Below are 14,692 nucleotides of genomic sequence, written 5' to 3'. Positions count from 1 at the left end.
CGCGCGCCGCGCATAGCCGGGCGGCGCGCGCAGCCATTACAGGAATCCGTACATTGCGGCAAAGATCCAGCCAAAGACGCAGGAGACGCTCACGCCAATCAAACCCGGCAGAATGAAGCTGTGGTTAATGACGAAGCGGCCAATACGGGTTGTGCCGGAACGGTCAAACTGAATCGCCGCCAGATCGCTTGGGTAGGTCGGCAGAATATAGTAGCCATAACATGCCGGCGCAGAGGCCACGATATACGCCGGATCGACGCCGATAGCCAGCGCGACGGGAACAATCGCCGCCAGCGCCGCCGCCTGGGAGTTAACAAACTTGGAGACCAGCAGCAGAACGATGGCGTAGGCCCACGGATACTCTTTGACCATTTCGCCCAGCACGCCCTGAATTTCCGACATATGCGCGCCGAACATGGTTTCCGCCATCCAGGCGATCCCGTATACCGCGACAATCGCAATCATACCGGAACGAAAAACTTCGTTTTTTGAGATAGACGCAGGATTGGTTTTGGTCAGAATGATAATGAGTGCCCCGGTCAGCAGCATGAACATCTGAATGACCAGCACCATCGACAACGGTTTGCCGCCGAAGGTTGGACGTAAGTCGGAGTCCGCGCCCAGGAGAGCGACCACGGCAATCGCCGCCAGGAAGATCCACATCGCCAGCCAGTTGCTTTTCGGCAGTTTTTTATCCAGCAGCGTCGCGGTATCGCCGTACACGTACTGACGGTTTTCCGGTACGGAAATAAATTTCTGAAACGCTTCGTCTTTATCCAGATCTTTACCGCGGAACCAACTAAAAATACCGATTGCCAGGATACCGAGCAGGGTAGACGGGATGGTGATCGACAGCAGATCGAGGAACTCCAGATGTTTTCCGTCAAATGTCACGTTGCCCAGCATCGCTACCAGAGAAACAACGGCGACGGAAACCGGACTGGCGATGATGCCCATTTGCGCGCCGATAGAACTGGCCGCCATTGGACGCTCCGGACGGATATTATTCTTGATCGCCACGTCATAGATAATCGGCAAAATGGTGTAGACCACGTGGCCTGTCCCACACAGAATCGTCAGGGTACAGGTGACGAACGGCGCCACAATAGAGACGTATTTGGGGTTGCGGCGCAGCAGCTTTTCGGCAATCTGCAACATCACATCCAGCCCGCCTGACGCCTGCAACGTCGCCGACGCGGCGACTACCGCGATAATGACCAGCATTACGTCAACGGGCGGTTTACCTGGCTGGAGATGGAAAACAAACACCAGAATGACCAGACCGATACCGCCCAACAACCCGAGCGCGATCCCGCCCTTTCGGGCACCATAAAACAGACATATTAATATTATGAGAAGCTGTATACTAAATAACATTTTTATTTATCCTCGCGATAAACCCAGTCAATTTTGATAAATGGATCACAGCCATCTTCTGATTTGTGTGAATGAGCATCAGGAAATGGCGAATATTCAATGCGCCAGTGGCGACGATTAACGATTAAGCTTTTTACAGAGTTGCTTTAAGTAATTATTTTCTTGCGATGGTGATGTTCAGAGGGAAGCACCCTCTGGCGATGGGCAGGTGGAGTCAGCGAGAGCAGTAAATTATGATTTGTCTGTTTTAAAAACAGGCGTTTATTATTTGATTTTTGTGTCTCGCCATCAGGTAAATCACGAGATAAATCGAACAGCATGTGACTTATGTGATCATTGTCACGCCATTTTTTTAAATTATTAGTATGGCGTGTGGAGACGCGTATCTGCTCACCAATATACGTATTGTCCATAGGCGTAGCACAAGCTCCATTGCTACAAACATAATTTTATTTAAGTGTCAGGAAAATTCCGGACAAATCCCTTTTTTAATAAAAATACACACTCTCGGCATGGGATAATACTTAATTAACTTTTGTTATCGTTTTGAAATTAAAAACAGCGCAGAGCGCTGTAATAATAGAAAATAACGTTAACAGGCCTGGGTTGAGTATATTTGATCTGACACAATTTCCCAGGTTTGTTATTAATGTGATAGCGTTTTTATTGGCATTGTTATAATAAATGTTACCAGGATATAACGCTTCGCGTCGGCTTTATGCGGTATCCTTACTGACAATATTGTTTCAGTAAAGAGTAATGTTCCGGCTGAACGCGGTAGCGGTAAACCGGCCTGCCGGTCACGCCGTAATGAATACTGGTAAACAAGATATGGCAATTCACCAGCCAGATGAGATATTTACGGCAGGAGACGCGCGAGATATTCACTTCGTTGGCCAACTCGTCGGTAGAAAATTCCTGCTCCTGATGCGCATCAATCCACTGGCATAAGGTGCGTAGCGTTTGCTGCGTCAGCCCTTTTGGTAGCCGACGAGGCTCCTGCTCGCTGGATGAATTACCGTGAATGAGCAGGTCAAGCTCAGACTGTTCGTAATACTGGCGTTTTTCCATCGCCGTTTTCTTACGTAGCCAGCCGGTCAACGCTTCTTCAAAGCGCGTGGCCTGAAAAGGCTTGATCAGATAATCCACCACGCCGTAGTGAAGCGAATCTTTAATGGTGGCGGCGTCAGCGGCAGAAGAAATGACAATAACGTCGCTTTTGCAGCCTGCGCTGTGCAGGACAGGCAGCAGATCCAATCCGTTTTCCTGCTGCATGTAGATATCCAGCAGGATTAGGTCAATGTGATTTTCACTGTTGAAGATAAACTCTTTCGCTTTTTCCAGCGTCGAAGCGGTTCCACAACAATGAAAACCGGAGATTTGCGCGACATAGCGGCGATTTAACTCCGCGACCATCGCATCGTCATCGACAATTAATACATTGATCATAGGCTGGTCCTTTTTCCATCCCAGGGTAACTGTACAAAAAATTGTGTGAAGATCCCAGGCTCGGACTCCACGGAAATTACGCCGCCAAGCGCTTCAACCTGCTGTTTAACCAGCGCTAAACCGACGCCGCGTTCGGCGCCTTTCGACGAGACGCCTTTTTCAAAAATCGCCTCGATGCGCTCAGGTTCGATACCCGGACCGTCATCGCTCACTTCGCAATGCAGCCAGCCATGACGGTAGTGTAACGAGACGCTGATTTCGCCGCCGGATTCCTGGCTCAACGCTTCCAGCGCGTTTTCAATCAAATTACCCAGCGCCGTAATCAGCACCGTAACCTGATCTTCATTGTTATTATCCGGTAACTGGCTGTCGCTGCTTATCACCAGGCTGTGCCCGAAATCAGAGGCGCGGGTAATCTTACTGAGCAAAAAGCCAGCGATAATCGGCGACTTTATTTTACCCAGCAGCAAACCGATCTCTTCCTGATAGTTATTGGCCGTCTTGATAATATACGCTTCAAGCTGCTTATAACTCTTCAGGTGCAATAATCCCAGAATCACATGTAATTTGTTCATGAATTCGTGGGATCGTTCACGGAGCGCATCCGCGTAGTTCACCATCCCGTCCAACCGCTGCATCAGTTGGCGAACTTCTGTTTTATCCCTGAAGGTGGATATCGCGCCGATAATTTCGCCGTTGCTGCGCACCGGAACGGTATTCACCAGCAGCAGGCGGCCTTTGACGATGATCTCTTCATCGCGGCGCGGCGTACCGTCACGCAACACTTCGCTAATGTCCACCACCTGCGACCAGGCATGACTCAGGGTGGATAATCTGGCGTCATCCTGCGTTTTTCGATAATCGAGCAGCGCCTGCGCCGCATGGTTAATCAACGTGACTTCGCCGCTATCATCCACGGCGATAACGCCCTCTTTGATTGACTGCAGCATCGCCTGGCGTTGTTCAAACAGGGTTGAGATCTCATAGGGTTCGAGGCCAAACAGGATACGTTTCAGCACCTTGACCAGCGCATACGTGCCTAATAACCCCACCAGAGCGCCGAACAGAATGGACCAGATAATACTGCCGCGGCTATTGTTGATCTGCTGCGTAACGTGACTGAGTTCCAGGCCAATCGCTACCACGCCGATCTGCCGGTGATGTTCATCATAAACCGGTGTGAAAACGCGCAGCGCTTTGGCAAGAAAGCCGCGATTAATGGCAACGTTTTCCTTTCCCTGCAGCGCGAGCAGAATGTCATCGCCTTTGAACGGTTGGCCGATTCGCTGCGTTTCTGGGTGCGAATAACGGATGCCCTGCATGTTGGTCACCACAATAAACAAAAAGCCATTATGCTGGCTCACCGCTTCGGCGAGCGTCTGAATGCCGCTTTCCGCAGGCGGTTTTTTCAGCCCCTCGCGAATTGCCGGAGAGTCCGCCAGCGAGCGAGCCACCGCCAGCGCTTTATCTGCCAGCGCGTCGCGCGTCATGCTGCTGATTTGCGAAAAATAGATCAGATGGACCACAACGAGCACCGAAAACAAAACGGCGCTGACCATCAGAATGACGGTAGTGCCGAGTTTCATGGGGCGTTTGCGTAACGCCCGGCATGGCAGGGAGTGTTTCATAGTGGACCTGAGCGGACGAATCGTAAGGTTATTATCCCTGATGAAGCGTCTAATTCAAAGGCATAGGCGATGTTGCTCCAGTGTTGAAAAGCCCGTCTGGTCTTGCAGGGCGCGCTACCTGCTCATGTCGTTAATTAATATCGCCGGATACCGTGATGGGTAATTTATTTTCATCAGAATTACATAAAATAATTTTTCATTAATTTTTATAATAACGTATGCGGTATCACATTTTATTTTTACTGACGTTCAGAATGCGTTTGATCACAATCAATCAGCACAAATATTTAATCTATTATGATTAGTTTTCATTACATATTATTAATAATTATGGAAGCAATGTGAGAAATAAAAAATGGAAATAAAAAAATGGCTGAACACAACCATAACCCGACGTGATGCTATTGTCGCTACTGCAAAAGTAGGGGCGGCGGTGACGCTAAGTCAGGCGATTACGCTGCCTTTTACTACCACTGCCCAGGCGCAGGAGACCACGATACCGAAGGATACCAACGGCGAAACCGTCAGGCACAGCGCCTGTCTGGTCAACTGTGGCAGTCGATGCCCGCTTAAGGTTATCGTGAAAAATGATCGCATTGTGCGTATTGAGCCGGAAGACGCGAAAGATGACGCGGTATTCGGCGAGCATCAGATTCGTCCCTGCCTGCGCGGGCGTTCCAGTCGCTGGCGCGTCTATAGCCCGGATCGCATTAAGTATCCGATGAAAAGAGTGGGAAAACGCGGTGAAGGAAAATTTAAACGTATTTCATGGGATGAGGCCACGGCCTTTATTGCGGCGGAATTAACGCGTGTTAGCGAACAATATGGCCGGGAAGCTATTTATTATAATTATCAATCCGGGGCATATTATCATACGCAGGGATCGCCCGCCTGGAAGCGATTATTAAATCTCACCGGCGGCTATTTAAATTACCATAATACCTACTCGACCGCGCAAATCGCGACGGCAACGCCCTATATGCATGGTACCTATGTCGGTAGCCATTTTACGCAGATCGCGCATTCCGATCTGGTGGTGCTATTTGGCCTGAATCTCTCAGAAACGCGGATGTCCGGCGGCGGTCAGGTTGAAGAGCTGCGCCGGGCGCTGGAGACCTCGAAAGCCCGAGTCATTATTATCGATCCGCGCTATACCGATTCGGTGATTACCGAACACGCCGAATGGCTACCGATTCGCCCAACCACGGACGCTGCGTTAGTCGCCGGCATAGCGCATACGCTGATTACCGAACAGCTTCTCGACGAGGCGCTGGTAAACCGCTATTGCGTCGGTTATGACCGTAGCACCTTGCCGGACACGGCTGCGCCTAACGCCAGCTATAAAGATTATGTTCTTGGCACGGGCGATGACGGTATCGCGAAAACCCCGGAATGGGCGGCGGATATCACCGGAATTCCGGCAACGCGTATTCGCCAACTGGCGCGCGAAATCGCCTCGGCGCGCGCCTGCTATATTTGCCAGGGCTGGGGGCCGCAGCGTCATGCCAACGGCGAACAAACCGTGCGTGCTATTCAGACGCTGCCAGCGTTAACCGGCCACTTCGGGCGGCCCGGCACCAACAATGGCAACTGGCCTTACGGTACGCCGTATGGCGTGCCATTGTTGCCTGTCGGTAAGAATCCGATCACAACCTCTATTCCTTGCTATCTGTGGACGGACGCCATTCAGCATCCGGAGAAAATGACCGCGACGACAATGGGTGTGAAAGGCGCGGACAGGCTAAAAACCGGAATTAAGCTGTTTTTCAACCAGGCCGGTAATACCTTGCTTAATCAGCACGGCGAAACAAACCGCACCCGTCAAATTCTCGCGGATGAATCGCTGTGTGAAACCATTATCGTGATTGAAAACCATATGACGCCCAGCGCGATGTATGCGGATCTGCTGTTGCCGGAGACCAGCTATCTTGAGGCGGAAGACCTGGTGGACAGCTCCTATGCGGCGGGATCGCATAACTATATGATTGCGATTCAGAAAACCGTTAAACCGATGTGGGAAGTGCGCAGCACGTATGACATCTGCGCGGATATCGCCGGGCATCTTGGACTGCGCGAGCAATATACCGAGGGCCGAACTCAGGCGCAGTGGGCGGAGATGCACTATCAGCAGATCCGTGAAAAACGTCCATACCTGCCGGAGTGGAGCGTGGCGAAAGAGATGGGCGTGATTGACCAGCGTATCGCTACCGAGCAGCAGAGCCTTGCGTTTGCCGATTTCCGCGCCGACGCCGAGGCTAATCCACTCTCCACACCGTCGGGCAAAATTGAAATTTACTCCCAGGCGCTGGCGGATCTGGCGCAAGCGTGGACGTTGCCAGAAGGCGAGCGAATTCCCGCATTGCCGGAATTTTGTCCGGCGAAAGAGTCGCATCTTAACAAAGCGCTGACGGCGAAGTATCCGTTGCAGTTAAGCGGCTTCCATACCAAAGGGCATACCCACTCGACCTACAGCAATGTGCTGATGCTGCATGAGGCGGTGCCGGATGAAGTCTGGATTAACCCGATTGACGCCAGCGCTCGCCAATTGAAGTCCGGCGATCGGGTGCATGTATTCAATGACCGCGGCGTGGTGGAGCTTCCCTGTAAAGTGACCCAGCGCATTTTACCCGGCGTGGCGGCGATGCCGCAGGGCGCGTGGACGCGGCTTGACGGCAACGGCGTTGATGTCGGCGGCTGTATCAATACGCTGACCAGCCACCACCCTTCGCCGCTGGCGAAAGGCAATCCGCAGCATACCAATCTGGTTGAAATTAAACGCGCTTAAGGAGTGATGTACGATGAAACAGTATGGCTTTTATGTTGACTCCTCGCGCTGTTCAGGCTGTAAAACCTGCCAGGTAAGCTGCAAGGATAATAAAGATCTGGATGTCGGTCCGAAACTGCGCCGCGTCTATGAATATGGCGGCGGAAGCTGGGTGAAAGAGGGGGAAAGCTGGCATCACGACACCTTTACCTACTACCTCTCTATTGCTTGTAACCATTGCGATGAGCCGGTATGTGTCTCCGGCTGTCCAACCGGGGCGATGCATAAACGCAAAGAAGATGGTCTGGTCGTGGTGGATGACAGCGTATGCGTCGGCTGTCGTTATTGTGAAATGCGCTGCCCCTACGGCGCGCCGCAGTTTGATACGCAGGCGAACGTGATGCGTAAGTGCGACGGTTGTCTTGACCGACTGGAGAACAATCTGCGCCCTATCTGTGTGGATTCTTGCCCGCAGCGAGCGCTGGATTTCGGCCCTGTCGATGAATTACGGGCAAAATATGGCACGGAGAATCAAATCGCGCCGCTGCCTTCGGCGTCGTTCACCCATCCTAACCTCATTATTAAACCGCATCCGAAAGCGAGACCCACGGGCGATACGGAAGGCGCAATCATGAACATTCGGGAGGTGCGCCATGCATGAGTTACCGCTGGTCTTTTTTACGGTCTTTACCCAGAGCGCGGTCGGCGCATTTATTCTGCTGCTGATTGGCGGCGCAATGGGGCTGGTCGCGCCGCGGCGTAAGGCTATCGGTCTGTTCTCGGTGATGTGCCTGTTTGGGCTGGGCGTCATTGTCGGCACCTTCCACGTCGGGCAACCGCTGCGTGCGCTGAATATGCTGCTGCGTGTCGGACATTCGCCGATGAGTAACGAGATTGTCCTGTCGGCGGCTTTTGCGGCGCTCGGCGGGCTGGGGGCGCTCGGTTTGTTGCTGAACCGGGCGACGCCGCTGTGTAACGCGTTGGTCTGGTTGGCGGCGATAGTCGGAGTAGTCTTCTTATACGCCGTTCCGCAGATTTACCAACTGCCGACGGTGGCGACCTGGCGTTCATCTTACACCACGGCAATGATGATATTGACGCCGTTGATTGGCGGCGGCGCGTTGGCGGCATTGTTTGGCGTGCGCCGTCTGGGGCTACTGGTCAGCGTGTTGGCGATTTTGGTGAGCTTTTGTCTGCGCCCGGGCTATATGGCGACGCTGATGAGCGCCGATAGCGCTCTGACCGCCGCGCAGCATAGCTGGTTTACCGCCCAGGCGATATTGCTGGCGGCGGGCGTGGTCGGGGTGGTGGTCTGCGCGCGCCTGAAATCGAGCGCTGCGGTGCTGGCCATGACGGCTGTGGTGGTTATCGCGGCGGAGTTGGCGGGTAGGATTGCGTTTTACAATCTGTGGACGCTGCCAATGTAGTTTTTGCCCGGCTTGTGCCATGTAAGCCTGATCAGCGTAGCGTCATCAGGCGAAATATTTCAGGAGCTATTGCTATGCCTTCCCGTGCTGTTTTGCCGCGTATCCTCGGCGCACTGTTTTACTACTCCCCTGAGAGGCCGGAGGTGAAAGCGTTGTTCGATTGTTTGCCAACGTTGCCTGAGCTTTACCCCTGGCGCGATCGCGGACCTATTGAATCACTGTGTGCGTCATGGTCGCTACCGGATGATGATGCGCTTACATGGCAATTTTCCGTGTTGTTTGAAGGCCAGGGAAAGATGCCCGTCCCGCCCTGGGGATCGGTCTATCTGGAAAAAGATAATTTGCTGATGGGGGAAACCACCGCCGATTATCGAGCTTTTTTACAGTCGCAGGGCATGGTATTCACTGACCGTGAACGCGAGCCGGAAGATCAGTTTGGCCTGATGCTATTAGCCTGTAGCGATCTGCTGGCACGAGGCGACAACGTGGCGGCCAACCGGTTACTGGAGGCGCATCTGCTGCCCTGGGGATTCCGCTATCTGGAATTGCTGCAACGCAATACCGTTAGCGCCTTCTATGCCCGGCTTGCCATCGTAGCGACCTGTTATCTGCAGGATGTTCAGCAGCAACAGGGACTACAGCCTGAGAGTAAACGGTTGTTTTTCTGAGGTATTGGTCAGGTTTTGATGACGTGCCGTAATACTTGTGCCGCCATTGTGCCCGCTGTTGCGTCAGCGGGCACAGTTTACTATTACAGCTCCGGCGTCTTTTTGAAACCGGTCAGCATCAGCACCAGGCTCTGTTTTGAGTCCGCTGGCGTGAAATCGTAGTGATTTCCCTGACGGTCGCCGCCGATATACCAGGATATTTCCGTTTTCCCTTCCGCCAGCGCTTTGCGCACCGCTTTATCGACATCAACCATACGATACTCATGTGAATGGTCCAGATATAATACGGCATCGGAACGGTAGTTGATCGCCGGTTTATTGTTCCAGGACACGGTACTGACGTGCCAGTCACTGCTGGTCGGGTAAAAGAAAATTTGATCGGCGCCGTTCGTTTCCGTTTTGCCGCCAAAAAGGCGAATACGGTATTTGAATAGCGAAGTGTCCATATTGGCAGGCAGGGGCGGGATCTTAAATTTCACCAGCGTGAGCGTTTCCGGGTGCTGCGTGCGTCCGCCATTTGTCCAGTCATCCTGTACGTACAAGGTATCGACGCTGGCATGAGGCTTGTCGTCTTCGCTGCTTACCCAGGTATTTTCTTCCGCTTTACTGTAGGCGTAAGGAACCGTAGTGCCGCAATCCAGTCCCTGATTCATACACAGATCCGTCATAAACTGCGCGCCATCTTCCGTCCAGCCATTCATAAAATCGGCATGGGCGGTATAAAGACTTCCCCAGCGCTCTTCCCGGGTTTCGCCATGCATTACCGGGTCCATCGACAATTCTACTTTGGACGTATCCAGCGAGGAGATCTGCGGGAGTACCCAGGCGATGTTCATATTAACCGTTGGGATTTTTACCGGATAGTCTGCGGAACATTTCCCGTGGTCGGCATAGATAGCGTTATTGTGGCTATGGGTCGGTTTCAGGTTGACGCCATCCCAACAGTTGGGGAAAGCGATCCCGATATTAAACTGGACGGCATCGCCCGCTTTACGCAGGCCGCATATTTCGCCTACCTTGTTGGTGTAACCTTTGCCGTTGGCACATAAAAAGGTGATTGCGGAACTGGGGCCAGTACCGTGATGATCGCCTGCCAGTAACTCCAGCCCGGCCGGGAATGGATGGAGCGGATATTGCGCTACATTTGTGGATTGATAATAGGTCTTTTGGTAGGCCGGATTTACGATTTCACCATCGGGTAATTTCATGGACGGCGCCCAGTAAGCGGAGCTGTCGGCTTTATTATCACAGGTGGTATCGGGTTGCGCGCGCAACGTCTGGTAGGTAGAGACCGCGTCGGTGTGGGTGTTGCCAAAAAAGTCATGCCACATCGCCTGATTCGCTTTACCAAACATCATAATCGCGTCATCGCCCAGCGTGTGGTGATAGCCGCACACGACATGTGCCTGAGGACCGGCATGGGCCGGGAATGCGCCAGCGGCAACGAGCGTAGCCAGGCTGACGGTAATAAGGTTGAGTTTCATTTTTTTGCTGCCCGGTTGAATAGAAGTGGGAGCAGCAATAGCAGATCAGATTGCGGTGTTACATCTCATTAATTATCACTTTTTGTCATTTGCCCTGCATACAGGGGCGAATTTGCAGACGTACTATTTAAATAATTAGCCGAAACTACCCTCCTCTTGATTATGTCAATTTACAAAAAGGGTACGTTAGTGATTAAAATCGGGCTTTTTGTGATAACCCTCACTATTTCATTTTGCCTATGCTAATGGCGCTCGCCATAACCGAATAACGATTCTATCGGACATCGGCTTTATTTTTAAGAAATGCGTTACGACATCAGTCGTGACGCGATCTGCTATGGATTTTTTATGAGATTACTAAAACGCGTTATTGTGGTTGTACTCTTGGGCGTGATTTTATTTATGGTCAGGGACGATATACGCTATGTTTATCAACTGATCCTCAAATATGGTGATAAACCCTCGGCGCTAGCACTGAGTAGCTATAAAGCGGTTATTCAGCAAAAACCAGTCGCAGGAGTTAAGAGTAACCTTTCAGGTTTGACCTACTCCGCCGAAGACAGGATGCTTTTCGCCGTTATTAATAATCCCCCTGAACTGGTCTGGTTAACGACAGAAGGGCAGCTGGTAGGACGGATGCCGCTGCAGGGCATCCACGACCCGGAGTCTATTGCATGGAGTGGGGGCAACCAGTTCCAGATAGGCAGTGAGAAAGATGGCGCGGTCTATAAAACACAGGTGGATATTCAGCGCGGCACCATGCAGATAATCTCCATGGTGAAGCTTGAGGGCTATGACAAAGCAAAAAATAAAGGGCTGGAAGGTACGGCATGGGATGCGAAAAATGAGAGATTATATGCCGCAAAAGAAAGAAAACCCATCATGATCAAAGAAGTAGAGATGAGCAAAAATGGTATCACCAGAGCGTTGCCTTCTGCCATCACTGCAAGTGTGAGCGATCTCTCCGGACTTGAATACCATGCCCCAACGGATTCGCTGCTGGTATTGTCGGATGAGTCAAAAATGATTCTTGAGGTCAGTTCCGAGTGGCGGGTGCGCGATCGATTGTTCCTGACGGCGGAGTGGTCAGGGCTCAGAGACGATATCCCCCAACCAGAAGGGATAGCCATGGATAATGAAAATAATTTGTATATTGTGAGTGAACCAAATCTGTTTTATAAATTTTCGTGTGATATACAGAATGACTAAAATCTATTTTTACTGTCATAGTATGCTAAAACAGAACAAGGTTGTTAATACCATGATTTGACGATTGCTTGATTCGTTGATTCATTGTTGGGGATATTTATGTTTTACTTACCTCAGTAACGGATTACTTTGTGGTGTAGCGTAACGGTAATTGTCCTCCTCATATTTGCGGCAGCGTAGTCTGCCGCTTTTTTTTATAAATTAACTCTCTCTGTAATAATTAACAGACAATAAATATTACTCTGTTTTTTTCAGGAGGACTCCGAAGAGGCCTCGCAGGGTGATGTTTAGTTATCAGGCATAATATTCTTCATCAACACTTACCGAATGCCATGTCGCCTCGCTAAGTGAAATCATTTCATCTACGCCGGAACTCTTGTTAACCGGGGTTTCCGTCGGCGATGTACCTGTAAATGTTCCACTGGCGGTATAGTCCGTATCGTTGACCGTGACCTTCACCTGAATATCCTGATGCGCCTCCACGACTCCCTTAAGGGTGACGGTGTTATCCAGACTGTTAACAGTCGATCCCAACGTTGGTTCGGCGGACGGTTGTGTATCAATAGTCAGCTTAATTGTTGCGTGAGCTTCTAAGCGACCCGATAAAGGTCGGTGTATTGATGTTAGTGATATTATCGCCTCCGGCGCCGATATCACTATTATCCTCCATGGAACGTACTGGCGGTGTAGAGTCTATCGTCAGCCAGCCGATAGACAGCGAAGAATTATCCATAGCGTTTGCGGAACGAACACTGATTGATCAGCTTTCATTCACTGCTGTTCCCGGAGATTTTATGGGTATTATCGGTACATCAGGTTCAGGTAAATCTTCTTTAATCAAAGCACTATCAAATTCCAGTCATTGCTATACGGGAACAGTTAAATTAAACAACGTAGATATCACACCGATCTCTGAAGATGATAGCCAGAATTGCCTTGCCTACCACTCTAGCAACATTTTAGAAAAAATTACGTAATATCGACTGATATGTAAAACTCATTCAGCATCAAATGGATTAATTCAACATCAGTAGTAATATCCATTTTTTTATAGGCTGATCTCTTTTGTGTTGAAATCGTTTTTATATTTCGATCTAATAAATTTGAGCAACTTTTAACAGATAATCCTGCTGCCACGTAATAAATAACTTTTTTCTCGCTCAATGTTAGATCGAATTTTTTAGCGAGCAACAGAATCCCATCTCTTATATTAATATGTTTTGCTTTGTTCTTATACTGCATTGTCAGATATCTCAATTAACATATTGATGACGAGAGGAAGATAAAAACGCTAAAAATTCCGATGGTGTAGTTTTGAAATGTTTTTTAAAAACGCATGTAAAATAAGAAGCACTATCATAACCACACATATAAGCCACTCGAGTAATATTATATTCACTATTGCGTAGAAGTTTTGTCGCTTTATTCATTCGCGCATTAAGGTAAACTTCGCTGAATGAGGTGTGCTCTTGTTTCAATTTCCTTTTTAATGTGGAACAACTCATATAGAGTGAGTCAGAAATATCCTTGAGCGCCCATTTTCGACTTATGTCGCTTATAATAATATTATAGATATTTTCGGCTAATGTATTTTGCGATAGTTCTCTAAAGAGGGCAAATGCTTCAGGTTCATAGATGAACTCTGAAAGTAGAAATCTTATTAAATATTCCTTTTTATCTTGGGATAATTTCTGGCTTTTATTTGAAGAGTGTAAGAGGTTGAATACTCTTGCTACGCCTGTTTCTATTGGCGCTAACAGATGTTTTGTCGTCGGTTTTGTTAATGGGGCCGAAAAGTCTGCATGTTCATACAGAAAAAAATTATAAGCATTTTTTATTGACGCTGAATCTAATTCAATTAAATTATAATTTAACTGTTCATGAGTCTCTTCCATAGTGATATGAATGGTTTGATCTTTAGCTAAAAATATTAACATTGGCCCTGATGCCGTAATATACTCCCCGGACGATGTCGTAATTGAAATTTTACCCGTGGTGAGCTTGATGAGTACGGACTGCAGTAAATTTAATCCCTGAAGTGATAAGGATTTCCTCTGCCAGTTTTGCGCTGATTGTAAACATTCAATGCTCCCCACCTGGACAGGTGAGGGATTAAATACTTTTAGCATGATAATTTCCTTTTATTAAATGTGCGTGTAAATCAAAATTATTCTGAAAAATATTTCAAAAGAAAACTAATATATAGCTATATAATTATTTGCGAACTTAAGGTATCAGGTGGCGATCTTTTCATTTTCTATGGAAAATGCTATTTTATATTGCATTTCTACATATTATAGTATCGTTAAAAAACTATGTCGCGTATAAAAAAAAGATGGAAATTTACAAGAATTGGCTCATGTTATTATCAATTTATCTCTTTAAAATTTGAATTAAGTAATAATTGCCTTTAATCTTTTAGAGAATAGCTCTTTAATTTCATGGAGGTAGTTAGCATGAGGTATAAGATCTGATGTTAATTTGTGATAAGGTTTATCCTGGATGTAAATATTAACGCTCTCGGCCAGGAAAGGCATACAACGCGGTAAATATATACTGCGGCGGGTAGACGGTGTAGCGATATCCGGAAGTTTGAGGGGAGGGGAAGCATTCAATCGTATGGTTGGCTTTATGAAAAACGGTGTAACACGTTAGTGAGGTTCTTTGATCTTACCCAGCAATAGTG

The 14,692-nt window shown here is 49.1% G+C and carries 16 protein-coding genes; 6 read left to right on the top strand and 10 right to left on the bottom strand.

Annotated elements, in window-relative coordinates; genetic code table 11:
* Positions 1-36: 36 nt before the first annotated feature.
* The 4 genes from dcuB to J4650_RS13285 form a co-directional block, all read right to left on the bottom strand.
* On the bottom strand, positions 37-1,377 hold the full coding sequence (gene dcuB, locus J4650_RS13300) for an anaerobic C4-dicarboxylate transporter DcuB (protein WP_000899149.1): 1,341 nt from the start codon (positions 1,375-1,377) through the stop codon (positions 37-39).
* A 146-nt stretch (positions 1,378-1,523) separates the two neighbouring features.
* Positions 1,524-1,790, bottom strand: a complete 267-nt coding sequence (locus J4650_RS13295) for a hypothetical protein (RefSeq protein WP_010989095.1) — start codon at positions 1,788-1,790, stop codon at positions 1,524-1,526.
* A 316-nt stretch (positions 1,791-2,106) separates the two neighbouring features.
* Positions 2,107-2,826 carry a two-component system response regulator DcuR gene (gene dcuR / locus J4650_RS13290; RefSeq protein ID WP_000611307.1) on the bottom strand — a complete coding sequence of 240 codons (720 nt, stop codon included), beginning with the start codon at positions 2,824-2,826 and terminating at the stop codon, positions 2,107-2,109.
* Positions 2,823-4,454 (bottom strand): sensor histidine kinase, encoded by a 1,632-nt coding sequence (locus tag J4650_RS13285; RefSeq protein ID WP_023137205.1) that lies wholly within the window; start codon positions 4,452-4,454, stop codon positions 2,823-2,825. The genes dcuR and J4650_RS13285 overlap by 4 nt, the downstream gene beginning before the upstream one ends.
* 355 nt (positions 4,455-4,809) lie before the next feature.
* Between J4650_RS13285 and J4650_RS13280 the strand changes: the two genes are divergently transcribed.
* The 4 genes from J4650_RS13280 (at position 4,810) to J4650_RS13265 (ending at position 9,313) form a co-directional block, all read left to right on the top strand.
* Positions 4,810-7,239, top strand: coding sequence for a DMSO/selenate family reductase complex A subunit (locus tag J4650_RS13280; RefSeq protein ID WP_023993533.1), 2,430 nt, complete (start codon positions 4,810-4,812; stop codon positions 7,237-7,239).
* A gap of 13 nt (positions 7,240-7,252) precedes the next feature.
* Positions 7,253-7,879 carry a DMSO/selenate family reductase complex B subunit gene (locus J4650_RS13275; protein WP_000816143.1) on the top strand — a complete coding sequence of 209 codons (627 nt, stop codon included), beginning with the start codon at positions 7,253-7,255 and terminating at the stop codon, positions 7,877-7,879.
* The gene (locus J4650_RS13270) at positions 7,872-8,645 is read left to right on the top strand and encodes a DmsC/YnfH family molybdoenzyme membrane anchor subunit (RefSeq protein ID WP_000544929.1); all 774 of its coding nucleotides are present in this window, start codon (positions 7,872-7,874) and stop codon (positions 8,643-8,645) included. Before J4650_RS13275 ends, J4650_RS13270 begins: the two co-directional genes overlap by 8 nt.
* A 74-nt stretch (positions 8,646-8,719) precedes the next feature.
* Positions 8,720-9,313: a molecular chaperone gene (locus J4650_RS13265; protein ID WP_023993532.1), complete on the top strand. Its 594-nt coding sequence runs from the start codon at positions 8,720-8,722 to the stop codon at positions 9,311-9,313.
* Positions 9,314-9,396: 83 nt separating this feature from the next.
* Here J4650_RS13265 and J4650_RS13260 read toward each other — a convergent pair whose 3' ends face one another.
* Complete coding sequence (locus J4650_RS13260; protein ID WP_023993531.1) at positions 9,397-10,797, bottom strand: DUF1996 domain-containing protein; 1,401 nt, start codon at positions 10,795-10,797, stop codon at positions 9,397-9,399.
* Between the two features lie 303 nt (positions 10,798-11,100).
* Between J4650_RS13260 and J4650_RS13255 the strand changes: the two genes are divergently transcribed.
* A complete protein-coding gene (locus J4650_RS13255; protein WP_001268198.1) occupies positions 11,101-12,006 on the top strand; it encodes a YjiK family protein in 906 nt (301 codons plus the stop codon).
* Between the two features lie 294 nt (positions 12,007-12,300).
* Here J4650_RS13255 and J4650_RS13250 read toward each other — a convergent pair whose 3' ends face one another.
* Together J4650_RS13250 and J4650_RS13245 are read right to left on the bottom strand one after the other, a co-directional pair.
* Entirely contained in the window at positions 12,301-12,570 is a 270-nt protein-coding gene (locus J4650_RS13250; RefSeq protein WP_077677837.1) for a hypothetical protein, read from the bottom strand.
* A gap of 7 nt (positions 12,571-12,577) precedes the next feature.
* A complete protein-coding gene (locus J4650_RS13245; protein WP_223151133.1) occupies positions 12,578-12,763 on the bottom strand; it encodes a hypothetical protein in 186 nt (61 codons plus the stop codon).
* Between J4650_RS13245 and J4650_RS13240 the strand changes: the two genes are divergently transcribed.
* Positions 12,675-12,983 (top strand): ABC transporter ATP-binding protein, encoded by a 309-nt coding sequence (locus J4650_RS13240; protein ID WP_072100833.1) that lies wholly within the window; start codon positions 12,675-12,677, stop codon positions 12,981-12,983. The genes J4650_RS13245 and J4650_RS13240 overlap by 89 nt on opposite strands.
* Here J4650_RS13240 and rtsB read toward each other — a convergent pair.
* The 3 genes from rtsB to J4650_RS13225 form a co-directional block, all read right to left on the bottom strand.
* On the bottom strand, positions 12,976-13,263 hold the full coding sequence (gene rtsB / locus J4650_RS13235; protein ID WP_001269916.1) for a transcriptional regulator RtsB: 288 nt from the start codon (positions 13,261-13,263) through the stop codon (positions 12,976-12,978). The genes J4650_RS13240 and rtsB overlap by 8 nt on opposite strands.
* Complete coding sequence (locus tag J4650_RS13230) at positions 13,260-14,135, bottom strand: AraC family transcriptional regulator (RefSeq protein WP_000921674.1); 876 nt, start codon at positions 14,133-14,135, stop codon at positions 13,260-13,262. Before J4650_RS13230 ends, rtsB begins: the two co-directional genes overlap by 4 nt.
* A gap of 264 nt (positions 14,136-14,399) precedes the next feature.
* Complete coding sequence (locus tag J4650_RS13225; protein WP_001576552.1) at positions 14,400-14,621, bottom strand: hypothetical protein; 222 nt, start codon at positions 14,619-14,621, stop codon at positions 14,400-14,402.
* Between the last annotated feature and the right edge of the window lie 71 nt (positions 14,622-14,692).

Source organism: Salmonella sp. 32120201201600049SM (assembly GCF_017572835.1).
Lineage (GTDB): Bacteria > Pseudomonadota > Gammaproteobacteria > Enterobacterales > Enterobacteriaceae > Salmonella > Salmonella enterica.
This window is presented reverse-complemented; position numbering and strand designations above follow the sequence as displayed.

What these genes read in the sequence shown, in the direction of transcription:
- J4650_RS13260 (WP_023993531.1), bottom strand. Translation starts at nt 10,797, where the DNA reads ATGAAACTCAACCTTATTACCGTCAGCCTGGCTACGCTCGTTGCCGCT.
- J4650_RS13280 (WP_023993533.1), top strand. Translation starts at nt 4,810, where the DNA reads ATGGAAATAAAAAAATGGCTGAACACAACCATAACCCGACGTGATGCT.
- dcuR (WP_000611307.1), bottom strand. Translation starts at nt 2,826, where the DNA reads ATGATCAATGTATTAATTGTCGATGACGATGCGATGGTCGCGGAGTTA.
- J4650_RS13240 (WP_072100833.1), top strand. Translation starts at nt 12,675, where the DNA reads ATGGAACGTACTGGCGGTGTAGAGTCTATCGTCAGCCAGCCGATAGAC.
- J4650_RS13285 (WP_023137205.1), bottom strand. Translation starts at nt 4,454, where the DNA reads ATGAAACACTCCCTGCCATGCCGGGCGTTACGCAAACGCCCCATGAAA.
- J4650_RS13270 (WP_000544929.1), top strand. Translation starts at nt 7,872, where the DNA reads ATGCATGAGTTACCGCTGGTCTTTTTTACGGTCTTTACCCAGAGCGCG.
- J4650_RS13275 (WP_000816143.1), top strand. Translation starts at nt 7,253, where the DNA reads ATGAAACAGTATGGCTTTTATGTTGACTCCTCGCGCTGTTCAGGCTGT.
- dcuB (WP_000899149.1), bottom strand. Translation starts at nt 1,377, where the DNA reads ATGTTATTTAGTATACAGCTTCTCATAATATTAATATGTCTGTTTTAT.
- J4650_RS13265 (WP_023993532.1), top strand. Translation starts at nt 8,720, where the DNA reads ATGCCTTCCCGTGCTGTTTTGCCGCGTATCCTCGGCGCACTGTTTTAC.
- J4650_RS13295 (WP_010989095.1), bottom strand. Translation starts at nt 1,790, where the DNA reads ATGGACAATACGTATATTGGTGAGCAGATACGCGTCTCCACACGCCAT.
- J4650_RS13230 (WP_000921674.1), bottom strand. Translation starts at nt 14,135, where the DNA reads ATGCTAAAAGTATTTAATCCCTCACCTGTCCAGGTGGGGAGCATTGAA.
- J4650_RS13255 (WP_001268198.1), top strand. Translation starts at nt 11,101, where the DNA reads ATGCGTTACGACATCAGTCGTGACGCGATCTGCTATGGATTTTTTATG.